This is a genomic window from Pseudarthrobacter sp. SORGH_AS 212, from assembly GCF_030818145.1.
In the GTDB taxonomy this organism is placed as follows: domain Bacteria; phylum Actinomycetota; class Actinomycetes; order Actinomycetales; family Micrococcaceae; genus Arthrobacter.
The window spans coordinates 1,087,689-1,113,847 of the sequence record NZ_JAUTAA010000001.1 but is presented as its reverse complement, the minus strand read 5'-3'; the positions used below and the strand labels follow the sequence as shown (position 1 = coordinate 1,113,847).

The 26,159-nt window shown below is 63.2% G+C and carries 11 protein-coding genes, 3 rRNA genes and 1 pseudogene; 11 read left to right on the top strand and 4 right to left on the bottom strand.

Features of this window, described 5'->3' with window-relative positions:
* Window positions 1-79 precede the first annotated feature (79 nt).
* The 3 genes from glgX to QE394_RS04895 are packed head-to-tail and all read left to right on the top strand — an operon-like array spanning window position 80 to window position 3,067.
* Entirely contained in the window at window positions 80-2,191 is a 2,112-nt protein-coding gene (gene glgX, locus QE394_RS04905; protein ID WP_349033881.1) for a glycogen debranching protein GlgX, read from the top strand.
* 17 nt (window positions 2,192-2,208) lie between these two features.
* Window positions 2,209-2,703, top strand: coding sequence for a ribonuclease domain-containing protein (locus QE394_RS04900; RefSeq protein ID WP_349033880.1), 495 nt, complete (start codon window positions 2,209-2,211; stop codon window positions 2,701-2,703).
* 7 nt (window positions 2,704-2,710) lie between these two features.
* Window positions 2,711-3,067, top strand: a complete 357-nt coding sequence (locus tag QE394_RS04895) for a barstar family protein (protein ID WP_349033879.1) — start codon at window positions 2,711-2,713, stop codon at window positions 3,065-3,067.
* 7 nt (window positions 3,068-3,074) lie between these two features.
* On the opposite strand, the gene QE394_RS04890 is transcribed toward QE394_RS04895, so the two are convergent.
* Complete coding sequence (locus QE394_RS04890) at window positions 3,075-4,862, bottom strand: thiamine pyrophosphate-requiring protein (protein ID WP_056076523.1); 1,788 nt, start codon at window positions 4,860-4,862, stop codon at window positions 3,075-3,077.
* 80 nt (window positions 4,863-4,942) lie between these two features.
* The gene (gene glgP, locus QE394_RS04885; protein ID WP_349033878.1) at window positions 4,943-7,561 is read right to left on the bottom strand and encodes an alpha-glucan family phosphorylase; all 2,619 of its coding nucleotides are present in this window, start codon (window positions 7,559-7,561) and stop codon (window positions 4,943-4,945) included.
* 193 nt (window positions 7,562-7,754) lie between these two features.
* On the opposite strand from glgP, the gene QE394_RS04880 reads away from it, so the two are divergent.
* The 8 genes and pseudogenes from QE394_RS04880 to QE394_RS04845 all read left to right on the top strand — a co-directional run bounded on the left by QE394_RS04880 (window position 7,755) and on the right by QE394_RS04845 (window position 23,473).
* On the top strand, window positions 7,755-9,797 hold the full coding sequence (locus QE394_RS04880; RefSeq protein ID WP_349035374.1) for an alpha-1,4-glucan--maltose-1-phosphate maltosyltransferase: 2,043 nt from the start codon (window positions 7,755-7,757) through the stop codon (window positions 9,795-9,797).
* A pseudogene (gene treS, locus QE394_RS04875) lies at window positions 9,794-11,591 on the top strand (maltose alpha-D-glucosyltransferase). The gene QE394_RS04880 and the pseudogene treS overlap by 4 nt, the downstream one beginning before the upstream one ends.
* Window position 11,592: 1 nt before the next feature.
* Complete coding sequence (locus QE394_RS04870; RefSeq protein WP_349033877.1) at window positions 11,593-15,315, top strand: 1,4-alpha-glucan branching enzyme; 3,723 nt, start codon at window positions 11,593-11,595, stop codon at window positions 15,313-15,315.
* A 496-nt stretch (window positions 15,316-15,811) separates the two neighbouring features.
* Window positions 15,812-17,333: ribosomal RNA gene (locus tag QE394_RS04865) — 16S ribosomal RNA — on the top strand.
* A 504-nt stretch (window positions 17,334-17,837) separates the two neighbouring features.
* Window positions 17,838-20,966, top strand: a 23S ribosomal RNA gene (locus QE394_RS04860).
* 161 nt (window positions 20,967-21,127) lie between these two features.
* Window positions 21,128-21,244, top strand: a 5S ribosomal RNA gene (rrf, locus tag QE394_RS04855).
* The 16S, 23S and 5S rRNA genes sit together here, the layout of an rRNA operon.
* A 307-nt stretch (window positions 21,245-21,551) precedes the next feature.
* Window positions 21,552-22,043: a hypothetical protein gene (locus QE394_RS04850; protein WP_349033876.1), complete on the top strand. Its 492-nt coding sequence runs from the start codon at window positions 21,552-21,554 to the stop codon at window positions 22,041-22,043.
* 59 nt (window positions 22,044-22,102) lie between these two features.
* Window positions 22,103-23,473, top strand: coding sequence for an FAD-linked oxidase C-terminal domain-containing protein (locus tag QE394_RS04845; protein WP_056078585.1), 1,371 nt, complete (start codon window positions 22,103-22,105; stop codon window positions 23,471-23,473).
* Window positions 23,474-23,476: 3 nt separating this feature from the next.
* Here the strand turns inward: QE394_RS04845 and QE394_RS04840 are convergent, their stop codons facing one another.
* Entirely contained in the window at window positions 23,477-24,895 is a 1,419-nt protein-coding gene (locus QE394_RS04840) for a DUF4032 domain-containing protein (protein WP_056078580.1), read from the bottom strand.
* 148 nt (window positions 24,896-25,043) lie between these two features.
* Window positions 25,044-26,126 carry a sn-glycerol-3-phosphate ABC transporter ATP-binding protein UgpC gene (ugpC, locus tag QE394_RS04835; protein ID WP_056078576.1) on the bottom strand — a complete coding sequence of 361 codons (1,083 nt, stop codon included), beginning with the start codon at window positions 26,124-26,126 and terminating at the stop codon, window positions 25,044-25,046.
* Window positions 26,127-26,159 lie beyond the last annotated feature (33 nt).

Below are 26,159 nucleotides of genomic sequence, written 5' to 3'. Positions count from 1 at the left end.
ACGACGCCGTGGCCCCGGCCCGGGCGTCATGTGTGACGCTGGCGCAGGCCAGTAGCCGCCGGCGGCTACTATTTAGCTAATGGTCATGCCGCTCTTCGACACCGCCTCCACCATGGACGCCTCTACGGCTGTTCCCCTCGGTGTCAGCGTCCCGCGCGCTGATTCAGACGGCTCCGGCCAGGGTGACAGGGGCCGGGCCAACGTTGCCTGCTATGCCCCCGGTGTGCCCAGCCTGGAAATCGTGTACCAGCCCCCGGGTGGTGAATGGCGCGTCCAGCCGCTGCCGAACGTTACCCACGGCGTCCACCACGGCATCGTCGAGGACCTGCCTCCGGGCTCCCGCTACGGCTTCCGCCCTGCCTCCGGCGAGCAGTCGCTGCCTGTGGCGGTACCGGCCAACGGCCTGGACGAGGACGGCAGTCGCCCGTTGCTCGATCCGTATGGCCGGGCCGTGGATCTGCGCGACGGCCTCCTCACCAGCGCACGCACGGCCGGCGACTTTGACTGGGGAACGGACAGCCGCCTGAGGCTGCCGTGGCGGAACACCATCATCTACGAGGCACACGTCCGCGGACAGACCATGCTCCACCCCGATGTCCCAGAAGAACTCCGCGGGACCTACGCGGGGATGGCGCACCCGGCAGTCCTTGAGCACCTCAAAGGACTGGGCATCACGTCTGTGCAGCTGCTGCCGGTCCATTTCCACCTGGACGAACCGCACCTGCAGGATCTGGGCCTGACGAATTACTGGGGCTACAACACGGCGGCCTTCTTCGCCCTGCATCCCGCCTACGCCACGGGCGCGGCCCAGGATGCCGGTCCGCAGGCAGTCCAGAACGAGTTCAAGGCCATGGTCAAGGCCTTCCACGAGGCAGGACTGGAAGTCATCCTGGATGTGGTCTACAACCACACCGCGGAGGGCGGCGCGGACGGGCAGACCATCAGCTTCCGTGGCCTGGGGGAGAACCGCTACTACCGGACGGACGGCCACGGGAAGTACCTGGACACCACCGGGTGCGGAAACAGCCTCAACTTCGCCGAGCCCCGGGTTATCCAGCTGGTCCTGGACTCGCTGCGGTACTGGGTGGACGAATTCCACATCGATGGTTTCCGCTTCGACCTGGCCGTGACCCTGTGCCGCAACGGCGATAACGAGTTCGACCCCCGGCACCCGTTCCTCGTGGCCGTCGCTGCTGACCCTGTCCTGTCCGACACCAAGCTCATCGCCGAACCGTGGGATGTTGGCTACGGCGGATGGCAGACGGGCCGCTTCCCCATGGGCTGGGTTGACTGGAACGACCACTTCCGCGATTCCGTGCGGTCCTTCTGGCTCGCCGACCGGGCAGCACTGGAATCCGGCGGACAGGGCGGCTCGGTGGCAAAACTGGCCGACGCCCTGTCCGGTTCCGCTGCGCTGTTCGAAGGCTCCGGCCGTTCCCGCCTCGCGTCAGTGAATTACGTGACGGCCCACGACGGCTTCACGCTGAACGACCTTGTGTCCTACGACAGGAAACACAACGAAGCCAACGGCGAACAGAACCGCGACGGGCACGGCGACAACCGCAGCTACAACCATGGCGTGGAGGGCCCCACCGAGGACGGCGACATCCTGGGCAGGCGCGCCCAGTCGCGGCGCAACATGATGGCGTCGCTGATGATCTCCCTCGGCATTCCCATGATTACCGCCGGCGATGAACTGGCACGCACCCAACAAGGGAACAACAACGCCTACTGCCAGGACAACGCCCTGACCTGGGTGGACTGGACGCGTACCCCGGAATCGCATGAGATGCTCCGCAGCACCAAGCGCTACATCCGGCTCCGCAAGGAGTTCCTGGCCGCGCAGCCGCACCACTTCCCGGTCCGGGACGAGCAGTCTTACCTGTACTGGTACGACCACAACGGCCAACCGATGTCCATGGAACGCTGGAACGATCCGCAGCACCGCGTGATGCAGCTCCTTCTCGGCTCCGACGACGGTGAGCTGGCTGGCCTGGTGGTGGTGAACGGAACCGGCTCGGATGTCACCATCACGCTTCCGCCGCTGGCTGCCGAAGGCACTGGCCCCCGCATGTTCGAACTGCGGCTCACTACCTCCCCGCTTCACGAGCTGCGGCAGGGCGGCCTGGTGGCTTCGGGTGAAAAGGACCTGGTGGAGGCCAACTCCATCAGTATTTACCGCAACGCCTAGCCCGGGACGAACCGACCATGCGCAACCGCAAGATCCTGCCCCTGCTGCTTGCCGCCCTCGTGGTGGTGGCAGTGCTTGCCTTCGGCGGCCAGGGCGTCCTGGGCCAGTTGACGGAGGGCACGACGACGGCACCCACCACCGGCCCGGCGGCGACATCCGCGTCCGCGTCCCCGGCGCCGTCGCGCCCGGCCCAGGCGGCGCCGGCGCCCGCACAGAAGAACCCCTCCGGCCTGCCGGCCATCAGGGAATCCCAGCTGCCGGCCGAAGGGCGCCGGGTCCTGGCACTGATCCGCGCAGGCGGCCCTTACCGCTACAGCCAGGATGACCAGGCCTTCGGCAACTTTGAAGGGATCCTGCCCCGCCGCGACCGCGGTTACTACCGCGAATACACGGTGCCCACTCCGGGGGAGTCAGACCGTGGCGCACGCAGGATCGTTGCCGGTGCGGACGGCGAAAAGTACTACACCGGCGACCACTACGAATCATTCTCGTTCATTACGGAAGGCAGTTAGCAGCACCATGAAGATCTACTCCGGCGACACCTGGACCCTCGAGGAACTGCAGGACCAGGTGACGGACGCCGGCCGCCGCAGCTTGGTTATCCCCCCGGCGGACAGCAAGCGGGAGGTCCTGGAAACCTTCGGTGAGGTCCTGAGTTTCCCGGAGCACTACGGGGTCAACCTCGATGCGCTGAACGATTCGCTGCATGACTTTGCGGACAGCATTTCGGACAACGGCAACCCGCCTGTCACTGTCCTCTGGCAGGTGGCGGCACCGTTCCGCTCCGACAGGTCGTTCGGCATCCTCTGCGAAATCCTCCAGGACGCCGAGCGGTACGCCGGAAAGGACCTGGCGGTGACGGCCGTCCTGCTCTGACGGCGCATCAGCCGCCTGGTCGTTCCTCCTGCGCAGTGTAGGTGTCCAGCAGCGCTTCGGCATGGCCGCTCCCGTCCTCGGCCGCCAGCCCCTTGCGCATGTTGGCAGCCTTCTCCCGCCCGGCCGGGAACGGCGGAAGCAGCGGAATTTCGGGATCGGTCAGCACTTCGATGACTACGGGGCGGTCCGCGGCGAAGGCCTGCTCCCAGGCATCCCCGAGAAGCTCCGGGTCCTCGACGCGAATGCCTGTGAGCCCCAGTAGTTCGGCATAGCCTGCAAATGGGAACTCGGGCAGCTCCTGGCTGTCGGTAAAACGCGGTTCGGCCTCAGACTCCCGCTGTTCCCACGTCACCTCGGCCAATTCGCGGTTGTTGAAGACGCAGACCACAAACCTTGGGTCGGGCCACTGCTGCCAGCGGTGGGCCACGGTGGCCAGTTCCGCCACGCCGGCCATTTGCATGGCACCGTCCCCGGCCAGGGCCACCAGCGGCCGGTCAGGGTGGGCGAGCTTGGCGGCGATACCGTACGGGATGGCGCAGCCCATGCTGGCAAGCGTGCCGGACAGGTGCACCGGGACGCCGGGCGGAAGGGTCAGCTGGCGGGCGTACCAGTAGACGCAGCTTCCGACGTCGACACTCAGCTGGGCGTCTGACGGCAGCCGGCCGTTGAGCTCGCGGACCACGCGTTCGGGATTCACAGGTGCTGCAGGGACGGCGGCGCGGTCGGCTGCCAGGATGCGCCAGCGGCTGACTTCCTGCTCCACGGCCGAGCGCCATTCACCGTGCGGGCGGTGCTCCAGCCTCTTGTCCAGCGCCGCAAGCGCTGACGCGGCGTCCCCGGCGAGCCCCACCTCTACCGGGTACCGGTTGCCGATCTTTTTCTCGTCAATGTCGATCTGCACTACCCGGGCCGCCCCTGGCGGCGGGTAGAACTCTGTCCATGGGTCATTGGAACCCACGATGAGCAGCGCGTCGCAGTTGCCCAGCAGATGGGCGCTGGCCGTGGTTCCAAGGTGCCCCATGGTGCCTACGGCGAACGGGAGTGTCTCATCCACAAAGGGTTTGCCCAGCAGGCTGGTGGCAATGCCCGCCCCCAGCTTTTCGGCGATGGCAACCACCTCGGTAGAGGCGTGCCTGGCACCTTGGCCCACCAATAACGCCACCCGTTCGGCGGAATTGAGCAGGGCAGCTGCAGCGTCAAGGTCCCCGTCCCTCGGTACCTTGGCCGCCGACGCCCAGGACGGGGCAGTCACCACGATTCCGTGCTCCTGCTCCAGCTCAGGGGCAGGAGCCGACTGGAGGTCGTGGGGGACGATGACCACGCAGGGAGACGAGGTAGCCATTGCGGTCCGGAAGGCCCTGTCAAGGACCATGGGCAGCTGTTCCGGGGCGCTGACCAGCTGCACGAACTGTGACGCGACGTCCTTGAACAGGGACACCAGGTCGATTTCCTGCATGTAGGCGGAGCCCAGCACAGTCCGGCTCTGCTGGCCCACGATGGCAACCACCGGCACGCTGTCCAGTTTGGCGTCGTACAAGCCGTTAAGCAGGTGGACGGCACCGGGGCCCTGGGTAGACGTGACAACACCCACGCCACCGGTGTACTTGGCATGGCCCACCGCCATGAACGCCGCGTTTTCCTCGTGCCGGGCCTGGATGAACGACACCCGGCCCGAGGCTCTCCGCAAAGCACCCATGAAGCCGTTGATTCCGTCTCCGCTGTAACCGAAGACTCGGTCCACTCCCCAAACTGCCAGCCGGTCCACTATCACGTCAGAGACGGTCCGCTCGGTCATGGGTTCCTCCTGCGCTGGGTTTAGTATCCTGTCTGTCAGGACACGTACCCAGCAGGAGGCCCTCCTGTCAGGAGACGGGGTTACGCATTCACGATCAGCCCCAGCTCGGCCTTGGACGCGAGTCCCTCGTGCTGCGGCAGGACACGGACGGTGTAGCCGAACGGCCCTGACCTGTCGATCACCAGCGAACCGCTGAAGAGGTGGCGGCCGTTGCCCAGGTCCTCCTTCACCTGCAGTTCCATGATGGTGATGTCCGTCAGGGTGTCGCTTTCCTCAGCCCTGCCGTAAGCCACCTCCACGTACACGTCCTCGGGGGTGAGGCCGCTGAGGGCCACATACGCGTTGACCTGGAGGGTGTCGCCGATCTGCGGATCCTCGGAGACGCCCACCGAGTCCACATGCTCCACGTGCACCTGCGGCCAGGCCGAGCGCACCCTCGCGGTCCACGATGCCAGCGACCGGGCCTGGGCGTAGCCGGTGGCACTGGCGCTGCGGCCGGCCTCGGCTGCGGGGCGGTACAGGATGTTGACGTAGTCGCGGAGCATGCGCTCTGCCGAAACCGCCGGCCCCAGGTGGGACAGGGTGTGCTTGATCATGGATACCCAGTGCGTGGGCACCCGCTCTGCCGCCGACGTCGACGGTCCCGCAGCCCCCGCGGCCGCGGACACCGTGCTGCCATAGAACCTCGGCGCCACCTGGCTTTCGAGCAGCTCGTAAAGTGCGGCGGCCTCGATATCGTCGCGCTCTTCGGGGGATGCGCCGTTGTTGGCCGTCGGAATGGCCCAGCCGTTTTCGCCGTCGTACATCTCGTCCCACCAGCCATCCAGGACGGACAGGTTAAGCGAGCCGTTCAGGGCGGCCTTCATGCCTGACGTGCCGCAGGCCTCCAATGGCCGGAGCGGGTTGTTCAGCCAGACGTCGCAGCCAGGGAACAGGGTCCGCGCCATGGCGATGTCATAGTTCGGCAGGAATGCGATCCGGTGGCGGACCTCGGGATCGTCCGTGAACCGGACCAGGTCCTGGATCATCTTCTTGCCGGCGTCATCGGCCGGGTGGGACTTGCCGGCAATGACCAGCTGGATGGGGTGCTCCTTGTGCAGCAGCAGTGCCTTCAGCCGCTCCGGTTCGCGCAGCATCAGGGTCAGGCGCTTGTACGTAGGAACGCGGCGGGCAAAGCCGATGGTGAGTACGTCCGGGTCCAGGACGTGTTCGGTCCACCCCAGCTCGGCATCGGCGGCGCCACGCTTCTTCCACGCGGCGCGCAGGCGGCGGCGGACGTCGTCCACCAGCGCCGAACGCAGCTCACGCCGAAGCGCCCAGACGTCGGCGTCGCTGACGTTGTACGCCAGGGCCCAGCGGCCGTTGGCCTCCGCTTCGCTGCCGAACTGATCCCGGGCCAGCTGGGAGATCCGGCTGTCCACCCAGGTGGGCACGTGCACGCCGTTGGTCACCGAGGTGATGGGCACCTCGGAGTGGTCGAATCCGGGCCACAGTGCCGAGAACATGCCGCGGGAGACCTCGCCGTGGAGCTTGGCCACACCATTGGCCCGTTGTGCCAGGCGCAGGCCCATCACTGCCATGTTGAAGACGGACGGGTTGCCGTCCGCGTAGTTCTCGCGGCCCAGTTCGAGGATGCGGTCCACCGGCACGTCGGGCGCCAGCCCGGCCTGGAAGAAGTGGCTGATCTGGGCGATCTCGAACCTGTCGATGCCTGCGGGCACGGGGGTGTGCGTGGTGAAGACGGTGGAGGCTCGCCCCGCGGTGAGGGCTTCATCGAACGTCAGTGCCTGCTCACCGGACATGAGTTCCTGGATACGTTCGATGCCCAGGAAGCCCGCGTGGCCTTCGTTGGTGTGGAACACTTCCGGAGCCGCCGTGCCGGTCAGCTTTTGGAACGCCCGCAGCGCTTTCACGCCGCCCATGCCCAGCAGCAGTTCCTGCTGGAGCCGGTGGTCACCGCCGCCGCCGTAGAGCCGGTCTGTGATGCTGCGGGCGGCGTCGTCGTTACCCGGGACGTTGGAGTCAAGGAGCAGGAGGGGGACGCGCCCGACGTCGGCCCGCCAGATGTGAGCGAGCAGGCGCCGGCCGTTGGGGAGGGGCAGGGAGACCTGCACTGGCTTGCCGTTGCCATCCGGGGAGGGCTCGCGGAGCAGTGTCAGGGGCAGCCCGTCAGGGTCCAGCACAGGGTAGGTTTCCTGCTGCCAGGCGTCCCGGGAGAGGGACTGCTTGAAGTAGCCGGCCTGGTACAGCAGGCCAACGCCGATCAGCGGAACGCCCAGGTCCGAGGCCGCCTTCAGGTGGTCGCCGGCAAGGATGCCGAGGCCGCCGGAGTACTGGGGCAGGACTTCGGTGATGCCGAACTCGGGCGAAAAATAGGCGATGGAGGCAGGAGCGTCCGGTCCCAGGCCCTGGTACCAGCGGGGCTCGTCAAGGTAACGGTTGAGGTCCGCCTCGGCTGCCCGCACCTTCTCCACCACTGCCTGGTTGGTGGCCAGTTGCTGGAACTCCTCGCGGCTGACCATGCCCAGGAAGCCCACCGGGTCCTGGCCGCTTTCCTGCCACAGTGCGGGGTTGAGGCCCGCGAAAAGTTCCCGGGTGGGGCGGTGCCAGGACCAACGCAAGTTGCTGGCCAGCCGGGCCAGGGGCCGGATGGGTTCGGGGAGGACTGTACGGACCGTAAACCTGCGGATTGCCTTCACCTGCGTCACACTAACGGACAACCCCCGCGGCTGTAACCAGCTTTAGGTTTCTTTTGCGTAAATGACAGGGGAGGCGGAGCACGTGAAGCGCGGCGCAACAAAATACAGTGCGCAGGCTTAGCAATCTTCGGCATTTCTCGCTAACGTCGAGCTTGTGACGACTAACTCAGTAACCAGTGCCGCATCAAAGAAAATGCCCAAGGGACAGATCACCGACGGACTCCGGTTCGGACGTTTTCCGATCACTGCCGTTCAGCCAGTCGTCGAGGGCGGGAAGTTTCCCGCCAAGGCGCTGCCCGGCGAAGGAATCGTCGTGGGTGCCACCTCGTTCCGTGAAGGCCATGACCAGCTTGGCGTCAGCGCCGTGCTGCTGGATCCGTCCGGTGCCGAGCGCCAGCGCGTTCGGCTGACGGCTCCACGCGGGGAACGGGGCATGGGAACCGACCGATGGGAAGGCATCCTCACGCCGTCGGAACCGGGCAACTGGTCATTCGTTATTGAGGCGTGGCATGACCGCTACGGTACCTGGCACCACAACGCTGAAGTGAAGATCGCTGCCGGCATCGACGTCGAGCTCATGCTCGCTGAAGGTGCCGCCCTGCTGCGGGAAGCGTCCGGCGAGGACTTCCGCAGCGAATGGGATAAGGGCGTCCTGCGCGACGCCGCCGGCAGGCTGGCTGACCAGTCCCTCAGCACCGAGGAACGCCTCGGCGCCGGGTTCGGCCACGATGTGGCCGGGGTTGTGGCGCACCAGCCCATCCGGGAACTGGTCACCGTTTCCGAGAAGTACCCCCTCCTGGTGGAGCGTGACCGCGCAGGCCGCGGCTCCTGGTACGAGTTCTTCCCGCGGTCCGAGGGCGCCGTCAAGGACCACAACACCGGCGCCTGGACGTCCGGCAACTTCCGTACCGCCGCCCGCCGGCTGGACGCCGTCGCGGGCATGGGTTTCGACGTCATCTACATGCCGCCCATCCACCCGATCGGCGTGCAGCACCGGAAGGGCCCCAACAACACCCTTGTGGCCGGCCCGCACGATCCCGGCTCCCCATGGGCCATCGGCGCCGCCGAGGGCGGACACGACGCCATCCATCCGGACCTCGGCTCCTTCAAGGACTTTGACGCCTTCGTGGCCCGTGCCAACGAGCTGGGCCTGGAAGTGGCGCTGGACCTGGCGCTGCAGGCGGCGCCGGACCACCCCTGGGTAGCCGCGCACCCCGAATGGTTCACCACCCGTGTTGACGGCAGCATTGCCTATGCCGAAAACCCGCCCAAGAAGTACCAGGATATTTACCCGCTTAATTTCGACAATGACCCCGAGGGGCTTTCGAACGAAATTCTGCGGATTGTGTTGTTGTGGGTCAGCCACGGGGTAAAGATTTTCCGCGTGGATAACCCACACACCAAACCCGTGTGGTTCTGGGAATGGCTCATTGCCGAAGTTAACAAAACGGTTCCCGGCGTGGTTTTCCTGGCTGAGGCCTTTACCCGCCCCGCGATGATGCACGCGCTGGGCAGGGCAGGCTTCCAGCAGTCCTACACGTACTTCACGTGGCGCAACACCAAGAAGGAGATCGAGGAGTACTTCCACGAGGTCAGCCACGATTCCCCGGCGTACTTCCGGCCCAATTTCTTCGTCAACACCCCGGACATCCTCACCGAGTACCTCCAGTACGGTGGCCCGGCCGCCTTCAAGATCAAGGCTGTCCTCGCTTCGACGGCCAGTCCGCTGTGGGGCGTGTACGCCGGTTACGAACTGTACGAACATGTGGCCCGCCCCGGCGCGGAGGAGTACATCGACAACGAGAAGTTCGAATACAAGGCCCGCGACTGGGACGCTGCCGCAGAGTCCGGCCGGACCCTGGCACCGTTCATCACACGGCTGAACCACCTTCGCCGCGACCATCCGGCGCTACAGGACCTGCAGAACCTCACGGTCCACCAGAGCACCGACGACTCCACGGTGGTCTACTCCAAGCACAAGACGCTGGCGGACGGTTCGAAGGACACGCTCATTGTGGTGGTCAACGTGGATCCGCACGTCACCAAGGAATGCAGCGTAGCCCTGGACCTGGCTGCCCTGGAACTGGACCCGCAGGACATCACCGCGGGCGGCGGCTTCTACGTTGACGACCTCATCTCCGGCGAAAGCTGGGAATGGGGGGAGTTCAACTACGTCCGCCTTGACCCGCACGTAGAGCCGGCACACATCCTGAGCGTCAGGAGAATGCATCAGTGAATTTCAATCCGCAAAGTTCCGGCCAGCACTTCACGCCCAAAAGCACGTTTGAGCTGAATGCTCCGGGCCTCCAGCATGATCCGCTGTGGTACCGGAAAGCCGTTTTCTATGAGGTGCTGGTACGGGCCTTTGCGGATGCCAACGGTGACGGATCCGGAGACTTCTCCGGCCTCATCGACAGGCTGGACTACCTTCAGTGGCTGGGCGTGGATTGCCTGTGGCTGCCGCCGTTCTTCCAGTCACCCCTGCGGGACGGTGGCTACGACATCTCGGACTACAACTCCGTACTGGACGAGTTCGGGACCATCAGCGACTTCAAGCGACTGGTGGCAGAGGCTCATGCCAGGGGAGTGCGGGTGATCATCGACCTGCCGCTGAACCACACCTCGGACCAGCACCCGTGGTTCCAGGAATCCCGCAAGGATCCTGACGGTCCGTACGGCGATTTCTACGTGTGGAGCGACACCGACGAAAAGTACCAGGACGCCCGCATCATCTTCGTTGACACCGAGGAATCAAACTGGACCTTCGATCCCATCCGCCGGCAGTTCTTTTGGCACCGGTTCTTCAGCCACCAGCCGGACCTGAACTTCGAAAATCCCAAGGTCATCGAGGCGCTCTTCGACGTAGTGCGGTTCTGGTTGGACCAGGGCATTGACGGGTTCCGCGCGGACGCCATCCCGTACCTTTTCGAAGAGGAAGGGACCAACTGCGAAAACCTTCCGGCTACCCATGACTTCCTCCGGAAACTGCGCGCCATGGTGGACGAAAGCTACCCCGGCCGCGTCATCATCGCGGAGGCCAACCAGCCGCCCAACGAGGTAGTGGAGTATTTCGGGACGGAGGCGGAGCCGGAGTGCCACATGGCGTTCCACTTCCCCATCATGCCCCGGCTCTACTACGCGCTCCGGGACCAGAAGGCCGCGCCCATCATCGAGACCATGCGCGACACTCCGGATATCCCGGACGGAGCCCAGTGGGGCACCTTCCTGCGCAACCACGATGAACTGACGCTCGAAATGGTCACTGCTGACGAACGCGCTGCAATGCTCGGCTGGTACGCACCGGACCCGCGCATGCGCGCCAACATCGGTATCCGCCGGCGGCTGGCCCCCTTGCTCGACAACTCGCGGGCTGAGATTGAGCTGATCAACGCCCTCCTGCTTTCACTGCCGGGCAGCCCGTTCCTGTATTACGGGGACGAGATCGGCATGGGCGATAACATCTGGCTTGAGGACCGTGACGCCGTCCGCACACCGATGCAGTGGAACCCCGACCGCAACGCGGGATTTTCGCACGCGGACCCGGGAAAGCTCTACCTGCCGCCCATCCAGTCGCTGGTCTACAACTACAGCATGGCCAACGTGGAGGCCGAGGCCGCGCACTCCGGATCGCTGCTTCGCTGGACCCGCCAGATCCTCAGTGTCCGCAGGAACCACCCGGCTTTCGGCCTCGGCGCCTTCAAGCACGTCGAAGCCGACCACGACGCCGTCCTGGCGTACCTCCGGGAACTGCCGGAGGGTAATTCCGCAGGATTGAACGGCGAAACCGGTCCTCTGCGCCTTTAATCTCTCGCAGCATCCCGTGGCCGCCACGCTGCGTGTGCCCGAATACGCCGGCCGGGGACTGCGTGATGTCTTCGGCGGCCAGGTCTTCCCGGGGATCAACGACGACGAGACGTTGACGCTGACCCTCGGAAGCCACGATTTCTTCTGGCTCCGGCTCCGGTCGGCGACGTCCAATCCGTCGTCGCCCTACACGCAGGCACTGCCCATCCTGTCGATAGAGAATTGATATGAACCAGCCAATACTTACTCCCGCCCTGACCGCGCTCCTCAAGGAATGGCTTCCGAAGCAGCGATGGTTCCCCGTCAATAGCCCCGACTTCGAGATGTCCCAGGCAGGCAGCCTGGGAATCGAGGACCCGTCGGGGCACGCGGGGCTTGCGGTATTCCTGCTGAACATCACCACCGGCCCGTCCGACGGCGGCGGCCGCAGCTTGGTGGTGCAGGTTCCGTTGAGCTTCCGGGCGGCACCGGCGGCCGGCATGGAACGGGCGCTGGTGGGACAGGCGGCCGGGACGGACCCGTCCAGGACCTGGGTTTACGACGCCCTCCACGACCCCGACTTCATCGGCGGCTGGCTGGAACTCATCCGGCACGAAGCCACGGCACGCACCGGCGTGGCCGCGGGCTTCAAGGCATCCGGAAACTACCGGCTCCCCACCGCCCACGGAGTGGTCAAGGTACTGTCCGGCGAACAGTCCAACACCTCGGTGATTGTTGACGACGGCGAGTCCGCGGCCATCGTGAAGTTCTTCCGGACACTGTCTGCCGGAACCAACCCCGAAGTCGAAGTGGGCGCGGCCCTCACCGCCGCCGGCACCTCGGAGGTCCCCGCCACGCTGGGCTGGGTGCGGGGAGAATGGCTGGAAAACGGCACCAAAGCAGGCGGGACGGCGAGGGGCACCCGCCCGGTGCAGGGTGAGCTTGCTGTGGCGCACGAATTCCTTGCCGGGGGACTGGATGCCTGGCGGCTCGCCGTTGATGCAGCACGGGCTGGCAGGGACTTCACCGCCGAGGCGCGGGCACTCGGCGCGGCCACGGCCACCGTCCACCGCCGGCTCGCCGAAACGCTCGGCCGTTCAGAAGCTGCCGGGTCCGGCCAGGACGTCGCGGCAGGAGTAGCCCGGCGTATCCGCGCGGCCTGGGCCGAGGCCGGTCCCGCCGTCGGCCCCTATGACGAAGCCCTCGGAGCCCTTCTTGACGGGCTCGACGGCGCCAGCGCGGGTCCGCTGCAGCGGATCCATGGTGACCTGCACCTCGGCCAGATCCTGCAGGTGCCCCCTGCAGCAGGCCGAACGGAACCGCTGGCCGCCACTGAATCGGAGCCCCGCTGGGCCATCCTCGATTTTGAGGGCGAACCGCTGCGCCCCATCGATGAGCGGAACGGCCCCGATGTGCCCCTGCGGGACGTCGCCGGCATGCTGCGCTCCTTCGACTACGCGGCCGGAGCCGCCCAGCGCGAGCAGGAAGGCGCCCAAGTGCCCGCGTCCTGGGTTGACGACTGCGCCGATGCGTTCCTCGCAGGCTACGCGCACGTCACCCGCGGCACGGTGGACCGGACCTCACCGCTGTTTGTGGCATTGTGGCTGGACAAGGCGCTGTACGAAGTTGTTTATGAAATGCGTAACAGGCCCGATTGGCTGGCGATTCCAGTAAGCGCCTCCAGACGGCTCCTGGGCGGTAACGGCGCCGGCGACACCGCCGGCGCAGCATCGGAAGGTAACGAAATGACAGGCACAGCACGAACAGGACGGCCGGGGGCTCCGCTCCCGGTGGACGACGGCACCCTGGGCAAGATTGCCAACGGTGAACACCACGCGCCGCACTCCGTACTGGGGGCGCACCTGGATGACTACGGTCACGTCACCGTCCGCACGGTCAAGCACCTGGCGGAAGCCGTCAGCGTCATCACCGCTGCAGGTGAAGTGCCGATGCAGCACGAGGCCCATGGGGCCTGGGTGGCTGTACTTGAGCCGAGCGAGCACGGGCACGTCCCGGACTATCGCCTGTCCGTCACGTACCCCGGGGCTGACCCCGTCACGGTGGACGAGCCCTACCGGTACCTGCCGACAGTCGGCGAGGTCGACCTCCACCTCATCGGGGAAGGCCGCCACGAAAAGCTCTGGCAGGTCCTGGGCGCACACGTCCAGCACTACAAGTCTTCGCTGGGGGATGTGGACGGTGTTTCCTTCGCCGTGTGGGCCCCCAACGCCCAGGCCGTCCGCGTAAAGGGCGATTTCAACGGCTGGGACGGCCGCGAACATTCGCTCCGCTCACTGGGCTCCTCCGGTGTTTGGGAACTCTTCATCCCCGGGGTTGTAGCAGGGGCGTGCTACAAGTTCGAGATCCGCACCAAGGCTGGCTACTGGGTGGAAAAAGCGGACCCGATGGCTTTCGGAACCGAGGTCCCGCCGCTCACGGCATCCCGCGTGGTGGAGCCGTCCTACGCCTTCAAGGACGACGAGTGGATGCAGGCCCGCGCCGAGCGCGATCCGCACAACTCTGCCATGAGCGTCTACGAGGTCCACCTCGGCTCCTGGCGCCTGGGGCTTGGATACCGCGAGCTGGCCCAGGAACTCGTGGACTACGTCAAGTGGCTGGGCTTCACGCACGTGGAGTTCATGCCGGTTGCCGAGCACCCGTTCGGTGGTTCCTGGGGCTACCAGGTCACCTCCTACTTTGCCCCGACGTCCCGGTTCGGCCACCCCGACGAGTTCCGCTACCTGGTGGACACCCTGCACCAGGCGGGCATCGGTGTCCTGCTGGACTGGGTCCCTGCCCACTTCCCCAAGGATTCCTGGGCGCTGGCACAGTTCGACGGCCAGCCCCTGTACGAGCACGCCGACCCCACCCTGGGCGAACACCCCGACTGGGGAACGCTGATCTTCGACTTCGGCCGTACCGAGGTGCGCAACTTCCTGGTGGCGAACGCACTGTACTGGCTGGACGAGTTCCACATCGACGGGCTGCGGGTGGATGCCGTAGCGTCCATGCTGTATCTGGACTACTCCCGCGAAGAGGGGCAGTGGCGGCCCAACCGGTTCGGCGGCCGGGAGAACCTCGAAGCGATCTCCTTCCTCCAGGAAGTCAATGCCACCGTCTATAAGAGCCACCCCGGTGCTGTCATGATTGCCGAGGAGTCCACGGCGTTCCCCGGCGTGACCGCTCCCACCAGCCACGGCGGACTGGGATTCGGCCTGAAATGGAACATGGGCTGGATGCACGATTCCCTGAAGTACGCGTCCGAGGACCCGGTCAACCGCAAATGGCACCACGGCGGCCTGACCTTCTCGCTGGTTTATGCCTTCACGGAAAACTTCCTCCTGCCCATCAGCCACGACGAAGTCGTGCACGGCAAGGGCTCGATGCTTCGCAAGATGCCGGGGGACCGTTGGCAGCAGCTGGCGAACCTCCGCGCTTTCCTCGCGTACCAGTGGGCACACCCCGGAAAGCAGCTCATCTTCATGGGGACCGAGTTTGGCCAGGAAGCGGAGTGGTCAGAGCAGCACGGGCTCGACTGGTGGCTCGCGGAGATCCCCGCCCACAAGGGGATCCAACTGCTGACCAAGGACCTGAACGAGCTCTACACGTCCACTCCATCCCTGTACGCCCGCGACAACGAACCGGCAGGGTTCCAGTGGATCAACGGCGGCGACGCTGACAGGAACGTCCTCTCCTTCATCCGCCGTGATGCGGACGGCAACCCGGTAGTGTGTGCCATCAACTTCTCCGGAGCGCCCCACGCCGGCTACACCCTGGGCGTTCCCCAAGCAGGTGCCTGGGCCGAAGTGCTCAATACGGACCACACCAAGTACGGAGGCTCTGGCGTACTGAATACCGGAGACCTGAAGGCTACGGATGAAGGACAGGACGGGCAGCCGGCAACGCTGACCGTTACCCTTCCTCCGTTGGGTGCATCCTTCTTTACTCCGGAAGCGCCTGCCGCTAAGTAAGAGTCATGGTTGAACAGCCCACGACTGTTCGGCGCAGGGCAGGAGGCCCGGAATCCCTGTGATTCCGGGCCTTTTGTCGTCTGCAGGCTGCCTGAAGGGGACCCCACGGAAGCCGGGTTGGCCTTCCCGGTAAAGGGGTGGTAGAGTTTATTTCCGCGCTGCTCCACGGAGTCAGACGGAAAACCGACCACCAAGCCTTACGGCGATGAAGGTCGGAAAACGCCGGTTTGACAAGAACGAAGCAGCCGGGTAAGTTTGGAAAGTTGCTCCGGAGCGATCCTGAACGGAATGTTTGGGTGGTGCCGGGTGTGTCTGTTGTTTGAGAACTCAATAGTGTGCCAAGTTTGTTGATACCAATTTATTGTATTGAATTGGTTGAATTTGCTGTGCCGCCACCCCGTGGTTGGCATGGTGTTTTTGGCTGGTTTCAAATTTTGTGCATCCATTTTATTCCGTTATTTCCGGGGTTGGTGGGTGTGTCTGTTTTTGTTTTACTTCAACGGAGAGTTTGATCCTGGCTCAGGATGAACGCTGGCGGCGTGCTTAACACATGCAAGTCGAACGATGAACCTCACTTGTGGGGGGATTAGTGGCGAACGGGTGAGTAACACGTGAGTAACCTGCCCTTGACTCTGGGATAAGCCTGGGAAACTGGGTCTAATACCGGATATGACTGATCATCGCATGGTGGTTGGTGGAAAGCTTTTGCGGTTTTGGATGGACTCGCGGCCTATCAGCTTGTTGGTGGGGTAATGGCCTACCAAGGCGACGACGGGTAGCCGGCCTGAGAGGGTGACCGGCCACACTGGGACTGAGACACGGCCCAGACTCCTACGGGAGGCAGCAGTGGGGAATATTGCACAATGGGCGGAAGCCTGATGCAGCGACGCCGCGTGAGGGATGACGGCCTTCGGGTTGTAAACCTCTTTCAGTAGGGAAGAAGCGTAAGTGACGGTACCTGCAGAAGAAGCGCCGGCTAACTACGTGCCAGCAGCCGCGGTAATACGTAGGGCGCAAGCGTTATCCGGAATTATTGGGCGTAAAGAGCTCGTAGGCGGTTTGTCGCGTCTGCCGTGAAAGTCCGGGGCTCAACTCCGGATCTGCGGTGGGTACGGGCAGACTAGAGTGATGTAGGGGAGACTGGAATTCCTGGTGTAGCGGTGAAATGCGCAGATATCAGGAGGAACACCGATGGCGAAGGCAGGTCTCTGGGCATTAACTGACGCTGAGGAGCGAAAGCATGGGGAGCGAACAGGATTAGATACCCTGGTAGTCCATGCCGTAAACGTTGGGCACTAGGTGTGGGGGACATTCCACGTTTTCCGCGCCGTAGCTAACGCATTAAGTGCCCCGCCTGGGGAGTACGGCCGCAAGGCTAAAACTCAAAGGAATTGACGGGGGCCCGCACAAGCGGCGGAGCATGCGGATTAATTCGATGCAACGCGAAGAACCTTACCAAGGCTTGACATGAACCGGAAACGCCTGGAAACAGGTGCCCCACTTGTGGTCGGTTTACAGGTGGTGCATGGTTGTCGTCAGCTCGTGTCGTGAGATGTTGGGTTAAGTCCCGCAACGAGCGCAACCCTCGTTCTATGTTGCCAGCACGTGATGGTGGGGACTCATAGGAGACTGCCGGGGTCAACTCGGAGGAAGGTGGGGACGACGTCAAATCATCATGCCCCTTATGTCTTGGGCTTCACGCATGCTACAATGGCCGGTACAAAGGGTTGCGATACTGTGAGGTGGAGCTAATCCCAAAAAGCCGGTCTCAGTTCGGATTGGGGTCTGCAACTCGACCCCATGAAGTCGGAGTCGCTAGTAATCGCAGATCAGCAACGCTGCGGTGAATACGTTCCCGGGCCTTGTACACACCGCCCGTCAAGTCACGAAAGTTGGTAACACCCGAAGCCGGTGGCCTAACCCCTTGTGGGGGGGAGCCGTCGAAGGTGGGACTGGCGATTGGGACTAAGTCGTAACAAGGTAGCCGTACCGGAAGGTGCGGCTGGATCACCTCCTTTCTAAGGAGCACCTACAGCTTTCTATCCTGGATGTATGTCCGGTGGTGGGGGTTGTCAGGAGAATGCCCGTTGCACGGACGAATGTTTCGTGGCGGGTGCTCAAGGGTGGAATATCAACAAATAGGTGCCTGGTGGCACGGACCGTTTGCTAGTACGGACTGATCTCTTCGGAGTTGGTCCTGGAACGTTCGGTGGTCTGGTCTGCTGGGTAGTGTTTGGCACACTGTTGGGTCCTGAGGCAACAGGACCGGGGAGGGGCCCTTGGGGTTCTTGTCGGTACTTTGTTTCTGGTTTCCCTGCTGCACCGATCATGCATGGTGATCCCTTTTGGGGGGTTGTGTGTGGGGTGTGTGGTGTGGGGTTGTTGTTTGAGAACTACATAGTGGACGCGAGCATCTTGTATAAGAAGCAATTTCCAAGAATATGAACCTGGATCTGGTTCGTGCGCCTTTGGGTGTGCGGGTCGGTTTCTGTGGTTCTCTCGAAAATGTTTTTGATCTTTGTGGTCAAGTTTTTAAGAGCACACGGTGGATGCCTTGGCATTAGGAGCCGAAGAAGGACGTAGGAATCTGCGATAAGCCTGGGGGAGTCGATAACCGGACTGTGATCCCAGGGTGTCCGAATGGGGAAACCCCGCCAGGAGCGCGAGTTACCTGGTGACCCGCATCTGAACACATAGGGTGCGTGGAGGGAACGCGGGGAAGTGAAACATCTCAGTACCCGCAGGAAGAGAAAACAATAGTGATTCCGTTAGTAGTGGCGAGCGAACGCGGATCAGGCTAAACCGTTCCATGTGTGATAGCCGGCGGGCGTTGCATGGTCGGGGTTGTGGGACATTACGTGTCAGTTCTGCCGGGCTGACGGGGTGTGGGTGTGCGTATAGGTGAACGGTCTTGAAAGGCCGGCCAGAGAGGGTGTTAGTCCCGTAACTGTAATGCGTTGCACCGCCTTGTTGATGTATCCCAAGTAGTACGGGGCCCGAGAAATCCCGTGCGAATCTGTCAGGACCACCTGATAAGCCTAAATACTCCCTAATGACCGATAGCGGACCAGTACCGTGAGGGAAAGGTGAAAAGTACCCCGGGAGGGGAGTGAAACAGTACCTGAAACCGTGTGCTTACAATCCGTCGGAGCAACCTTGTAGTTGTGACGGCGTGCCTTTTGAAGAATGAGCCTGCGAGTTAGTGTTACGTCGCGAGGTTAACCCGTGTGGGGCAGCCGTAGCGAAAGCGAGTCTGAATAGGGCGTTTGAGTGGCGTGATCTAGACCCGAAGCGAAGTGATCTACCCATGGCCAGGTTGAAGCGACGGTAAGACGTCGTGGAGGACCGAACCCACTTCAGTTGAAAATGGAGGGGATGAGCTGTGGGTAGGGGTGAAAGGCCAATCAAACTTCGTGATAGCTGGTTCTCCCCGAAATGCATTTAGGTGCAGCGTTGCGTGTTTCTTATCGGAGGTAGAGCTACTGGATGGCTAATGGGCCCTACAAGGTTACTGACGTCAGCCAAACTCCGAATGCCGGTAAGTGAGAGCGTAGCAGTGAGACTGTGGGGGATAAGCTTCATAGTCGAGAGGGAAACAGCCCAGACCACCAACTAAGGCCCCTAAGCGTGTGCTAAGTGGGAAAGGATGTGGAGTTGCGAAGACAACCAGGAGGTTGGCTTAGAAGCAGCCATCCTTAAAAGAGTGCGTAATAGCTCACTGGTCAAGTGATTCCGCGCCGACAATGTAGCGGGGCTCAAGTACACCGCCGAAGTTGTGGCATTCAAATATTAGCTAAGCCCTTGTGGTTCAGGCGTTTGGATGGGTAGGGGAGCGTCGTGTGGGCAGTGAAGTCGCGGTGGAAACCAGCGGTGGAGCCTACACGAGTGAGAATGCAGGAATGAGTAGCGAAAGACGGGTGAGAAACCCGTCCGCCGAATGATCAAGGGTTCCAGGGTCAAGCTAATCTGCCCTGGGTAAGTCGGGACCTAAGGCGAGGCCGACAGGCGTAGTCGATGGACAACGGGTTGATATTCCCGTACCGGCGAAAAACCGCCCATGTTGAACAGGGGATACTAACTGCCCGAGACCTGCCCGATCACCCTTGTGGTGTGAGGGTTTTGGTGGAGCGCAGGACCTGATCCTGGGAGGCAAGCGTATTAACAGGTGTGACGCAGGAAGGTAGCCGAGCCGGGCGATGGTTGTCCCGGTCTAAGGATGTAGGGCGAGTGGTAGGCAAATCCGCCACTCATGATGCCTGAGATCTGATGGGACCCCCGTTTGGGGGGATTTGGTGATCCTATGCTGCCGAGAAAAGCATCGACGCGAGGTTTTAGCCGCCCGTACCCCAAACCGACACAGGTGATCAGGTAGAGAATACTAAGGCGATCGAGAGAATTATGGTTAAGGAACTCGGCAAAATGCCCCCGTAACTTCGGGAGAAGGGGGGCCCCAACCTTGATGGACACTTGCTGTCCGGAGGGGATCGGGGCCGCAGAGACCAGGGGGAAGCGACTGTTTACTAAAAACACAGGTCCGTGCGAAGTCGCAAGACGATGTATACGGACTGACTCCTGCCCGGTGCTGGAAGGTTAAGAGGACCGGTTAGCCTGTAAGGGCGAAGCTGAGAATTTAAGCCCCAGTAAACGGCGGTGGTAACTATAACCATCCTAAGGTAGCGAAATTCCTTGTCGGGTAAGTTCCGACCTGCACGAATGGAGTAACGACTTCCCCGCTGTCTCAACCATAAACTCGGCGAAATTGCAGTACGAGTAAAGATGCTCGTTACGCGCAGCAGGACGGAAAGACCCCGAGACCTTTACTATAGTTTGGTATTGGTGTTCGGAGTGGCTTGTGTAGGATAGGTGGGAGACGTTGAAGCCCGGACGCCAGTTCGGGTGGAGTCATCGTTGAAATACCACTCTGGTCACTTTGGACATCTAACTTCGGCCCGTAATCCGGGTCAGGGACAGTGCCTGATGGGTAGTTTAACTGGGGCGGTTGCCTCCTAAAAAGTAACGGAGGCGCCCAAAGGTTCCCTCAGCCTGGTTGGCAATCAGGTGTCGAGTGTAAGTGCACAAGGGAGCTTGACTGTGAGAGAGACATCTCGAGCAGGGACGAAAGTCGGGACTAGTGATCCGGCGGTACATTGTGGAATGGCCGTCGCTCAACGGATAAAAGGTACCTCGGGGATAACAGGCTGATCTTGCCCAAGAGTCCATATCGACGGCATGGTTTGGCACCTCGATGTCGGCTCGTCGCATCCTGGGGCTGGAGTAGGTCCCAAGGGTTGGGCTGTTCGCCCATTAAAGCGGTACGCGAGCTGGGTTTAGAACGTCGTGAGACAGTTCGGTCCCTATCCGCTGCGCGCGCAGGAAATTTGAGAAGGGCTGTCCTTAGTACGAGAGGACCGGGACGGACGAACCTCTGGTGTGTCAGTTGTACTGCCAAGTGCACCGCTGATTAGCTACGTTCGGATGGGATAACCGCTGAAAGCATCTAAGCGGGAAGCTCGCTTCGAGATGAGATTTCCATACACTTTATTGTGTGAGAGGCCCCCAGCCAGACCACTGGGTTGATAGGCCGGATGTGGAAGCGAGGACTAACGACTCGTGAAGCTGACCGGTACTAATAGGCCAACAACTTACACCACACAGAAAATACATAACTCTGCTTGCGTCCACTATGTGGTTCCCAACCAACAACCCAACACGTTGTCGGCCGGAACCAAAACAACTGAATACAACACCACATGTTGTAACCACAGATTTCCCACACCACCCCCTAAAAGGGGTTGGTGACGGGTAGAAGGGTTACGGCGGTCATAGCGTGGGGGAAACGCCCGGTCCCATTCCGAACCCGGAAGCTAAGACCCACAGCGCCGATGGTACTGCACCCGGGAGGGTGTGGGAGAGTAGGACACCGCCGGACATCATTTGAGTAGGGCCCTGACACAACTGTCAGGGCCCTACCACTTTAACCACCACCACAAACCCCCAGCCGACTCCTGGTAGCCCACACCCCCGCTCACTTGTGGCGGCACCACCCCGGACCCCCGCTCACTCGTGACGGGTCCCACCCGGATCCCCGCTCACTTATGGCGGGTCCCATCCGGCGTGGGGAACCCACCTGATACAGCAACCAGGCCCGGGGAACCCCCACACCTGAGCGAACGTCACAGGCGGAGGGGAATGGCCGTTGGGGAAGCGGGCCGCTGTTCAGCGTAAAGTTGATCAGCATGAGCAGCCTCTTCAGCCACAGCCAGGAACCGTCCGGGAACAGCCGGGAAACCGCTTCTGAGGTACTCGATGCAGTGGTCAGTTCGGTTGTGGTTCCCGGTGGCGTGGCCCATGCCTTCGCCGGCTTTACCGACCACACGCACCTGTGGTGGCCACTTGAGGAGCACGGTATCTATGGCGTCGGCTCCTATGTGGAGTTCGAAGAGAACCTAATCCTTGAAACGGCGGATGACGGCCGGACGAGCATCTGGGGGACTCTCGACGACTGGCAGCCCCCGTTCTCCTTCCACGCCACGTGGCACCCGGGTACGACGGCACTCTGGTCCACGGAACTCCGCGTAGTGTTCCAGCCGGTTGATGCGGGCACCGAGGTACGCGTTCTCCACGACGGGTGGGAGGGCGCCGAGGATCCTGCCGGCGCCCGTGCCCAGTACGCCTCTGACTGGCCCGGCATCCTCGCGCGCTTTGCCCACTTCATGGGGGCGGAATAGCCGCGTGTTGCAGCGCCCCTAGACTGGAGAAGCAATAGGCGGCGACAGCTGGAGGTTTGATGGTAAACGTACTGGACGCACTGACGGAAAGCGTCGGAGCCGGGCAAGTTGTCACGGCCGACGCGGATCTCCACCGGTACGCAGTGGACCAGGCACCGGTTACCGACTTCCAACTGCCGCTGGCGGTGGTGTTCCCCGAGTCTGTGGCCGAAGTACAGTCGGTGATGCGAGCCTGTGCCGCTGCCGGCATTACCGTGGTGCCGCGTGGTGCCGGGACCGGAGTCTCCGGAGGTGCCCATGCCACCCGGAACAGTGTTGTCCTCTCCCTCGAACGCATGGACCGCATCCTGTCCGTCAATCCCGACGATGAGACGGCCGTCGTGGAACCCGGGGTGGTGAACGCAGACCTAAATGACGCCGTCGCCCTGCACGGACTCATGTACGCCCCCGATCCCGCCAGTTTCCGCAGCTCAACCATAGGCGGAAACGTAGCCACCAATGCGGGTGGCCTGCGCTGCGCCAAGTACGGGGTCACCAGGGACTCGGTCCTCGCCCTGGACGTGGTGCTCGCTGACGGATCCCTGATCCACACGGGCCACCAGACCTTCAAGGGTGTTGCGGGCTATGACCTCACCGGGCTGTTCGTCGGTTCCGAAGGCACCCTGGGCATCGTTGTAGGCATCACCGTACGGTTGAAATACCTTCCCCGCGACGTTCACACCATCGCCGCGTTCTACCCCGGCTTCCGCGCAGCCGCTGCGGGCGTCCTGGCGGTGGGCAGGGCCAGGGTCCAGCCGGCCATCATGGAACTGCTTGACGGCGGGACGCTGGCGCAGCTGGACGAGCTGCACGGCTCCGACCTTACTGCCAGGGGACGCTCGCTCCTCCTGGTGCAGACTGATGGCTTTGGTGCCGCCGCGGAAGCGGAGGTGGTGCGCGGCGTGCTCCGTGCCGGCGGAGCCACCGTCACGACGGAAGCCAGCGCCGAGGCGGAGCGGCTGGTGGAGCTGCGCCGGCACAGCCGGGGCGCCGAAGTTGATGATGAGTACCGGGTGGGCGAGGACGTGGCCGTACCCCGCTCGCGCCTGGTCGATTATGTTGCCGCGCTGGAGGCCATGGCAGCCGAACATCAGGTCAAGCTGAAGGTGGTGGCCCACGCCGGGGACGGCAACCTCCACCCCACCTTCTGGATCGACCGCCAAGGTACCGGCGTTGACCCGGCGGCCATGGAACGGCTCCAGCGCGCCCTGGATGACTCCATCACCGTGGCACTTTCCATGGGCGGCACCATCACCGGCGAGCACGGGGTGGGCCAGTACAAACTGCGGTGGCTCGGCCAGGAACAGCCGGAACCTGTCCGGGAGCTTCAGCGCCGGATCAAGGACCTCTTCGACCCGGCCGGGATCCTGAACCCCGGGAAGGCAATCTAGGGGCTAGTCGTCCGAATCCGGGTACTCGTCAGCGGTCTCGTCGCTGCCGTAACGGGATTCTTCGGTTTCCACCTCAAGGATCTTCAGGAGCTCGGTGTCCGGGTTCAGCATGATGGCTGCCTCGTCACGGCGGTGCCGGAGGATCGAGTCGATGTACGACTGGACGGCCTCGGCCAGGGGGATATGGCGTTCCTGCTTCTCTGACATGTACCAGCGGTGCTCCAGTACTTCATGCACGGCTTCTGCCGGTTCCAGCTTCCCGGACAGGTCGCGCGGGATGGACCGGACGATCGGTTCGAAGATCTGGCTCACCCAGAGGTGTGCGCTGTACTCCTCATCCATCTCCGGGTTGTTGTCCGCCCGGAACGAATCCATGTCGTTCAGGAGGCGGCGGGCCTGGTTTTCCTGGGCATCCAGGCCGGTCAGCCGCAGGAGCCTGCGCTGATGGTGCCCCGCGTCCACCACCTTGGGCTGCAGCTGGATGGTGGAACCGTTCTGCGTGGTCTTGATGGCATATTCTTCGACGTCGAAGCCGAGTTCGTTGAGCCTGCGGATGCGCGCGCCCACCCGCCAGCGTTCCCCGAGTTCGAAGGATTCCTTTTCGGTCAGCTCTGCCCACAACCGCCGGTAACTGTCCATGATCAGTTCGCTGGTGGCCACGGGGTCCACCTTCTCCTCGATCAGGCCGCCGTCCAGCAGGTCCATGAGTTCGCCGGCGATGTTGACCCGGGCAATTTCGAGATCGTATTCCCGCTGCCCGAGGGACAGGTCCGGGTACAGTTCGCCGGTCTCGGCGTCGACCAGGTAGGCGGCAAAGGCTCCCGCATCGCGCCGGAACAGGGTGTTGGACAGTGAAACGTCGCCCCAGTAGAAGCCGATGAGGTGCAGCCTGACCAGAAGCAGCGCCTGGGCATCAATGAGGCGCGTCAGCGTGTCCTTGCGCAGCATCTGTGAGAACAGTGCACGGTACGGCATCGAAAACTTCAGGTGCCGGGTGACCAGCACAGGGTTAAGCGGACGACCGTCCAGGGTGGTCCGGCCAGTGATGACCGCAACGGGCTCAACGCAGGGCACATCCAGCCGGGCCAGCTTCCGCAGCATGTGGTACTCGTGGCGCGCAACGTGCTCGGAGGTTTCCTTGATGGCAATCACCGATCCGCCCAGGTGTGCAAAGCGCACGATGTGGCGGGAAATGCCGCGGGGGAGGGCGGCAAGGTTCTCTGCCGGCCAGTCCTCCAGTGCGATGTGCCACGGCAGGTCCAGCAGTTCGGGATCGGCGGCCGCCGCGGTAATGTTCAGCGAGCTTGAGACCGAGGCGGCCTTGTTGTCATCGGCGCTGGCGGCGGTGAACCGCGGCAGTTTTCCGATCTGCCCGTAGTCGGTGGGTTCGTCGTGCCACTGGGCGCTGTGTTCCTCGGTCATGGACTCAATTCTTCCGTACAAGGGCGTGCCCGGCTAATTCTTCCGCGGGACGGTTAACGGCCGACGGCGGCCCGCACCATTGCGAAGTGGTGCGGGCCGCCGTCTGTTAGTTAGGGCGCCGGTGGTGGGCCCACGGCGCCGGTGGGGACTAGTCGCCCAGGCGCAGGCCGGTCTTGGTGTCGAACAGGTGCACGTGGCCCGACTGCGGACGGACGTAGATGGATTCGCCCTTCATCGGAGGACGGCGGCCGTCGACGCGTGCCACGATGTCGTGGTCCTTGCCGTCGAGGGTGGTGTGGCCGTAGACGTAGGCGTCGGCGCCGAGCTCTTCGACGACATCGACCTCGACCTTAAGGCCCTCACCGTGGGGAGCGTTCTCCAGGTCCTCAGGGCGGCTTCCGACGGTGACCGTGGAGCCGTGTGCTTCCTCGAGGACGTCGCGCGGCACGGGGTAGACGGTGCCACCGAACTGTACGCCGCCGTCGACCACGGGAAGTTCCAGCAGGTTCATGGCAGGGGAGCCAATGAAGCCGGCAACGAAGACGTTCTTTGGGCGGTCGTACAGGTTGCGCGGGGTGTCCACCTGCTGCAGCAGGCCGTCCTTGAGGACTGCAACGCGGTCACCCATGGTCATGGCCTCGACCTGGTCGTGGGTCACGTAAACCGTGGTGACGCCCAGGCGTCGGGTCAGGGAGGCGATCTGCGTGCGGGTCTGGACGCGGAGCTTGGCGTCAAGGTTGGACAGCGGCTCATCCATGAGGAAGACCTGCGGGTTACGCACGATGGCGCGGCCCATGGCAACACGCTGGCGCTGGCCGCCGGAAAGTGCCTTCGGCTTGCGGTCCAGGTACTGCTCGAGGTCAAGGAGCTTGGCGGCTTCGCGGACACGCTCTGCGCGCTCCTCCTTGGAGATGCCGGCGATCTTCAGTGCGAAGCCCATGTTGTCCGCCACAGTCATGTGCGGGTACAGGGCGTAGTTCTGGAAGACCATTGCGATGTCGCGGTCCTTCGGGGGGACGTCGGTGACGTCGCGGTCACCGATCAGGATGCGGCCTGCGTTGACGTCCTCGAGGCCTGCGAGCATGCGCAGGGAGGTGGACTTACCGCAACCGGAGGGTCCAACGAGGACCAGGAATTCGCCATCGGCGATGTCGATGTTGAGCTTATCGACGGCGGGCTTATCTGTGCCCGGGTACAGACGCGTAGCGTTATCAAAAGTAACTGTAGCCACAGTTATCAATCCCTTCACCGGCAGGTACGTGCC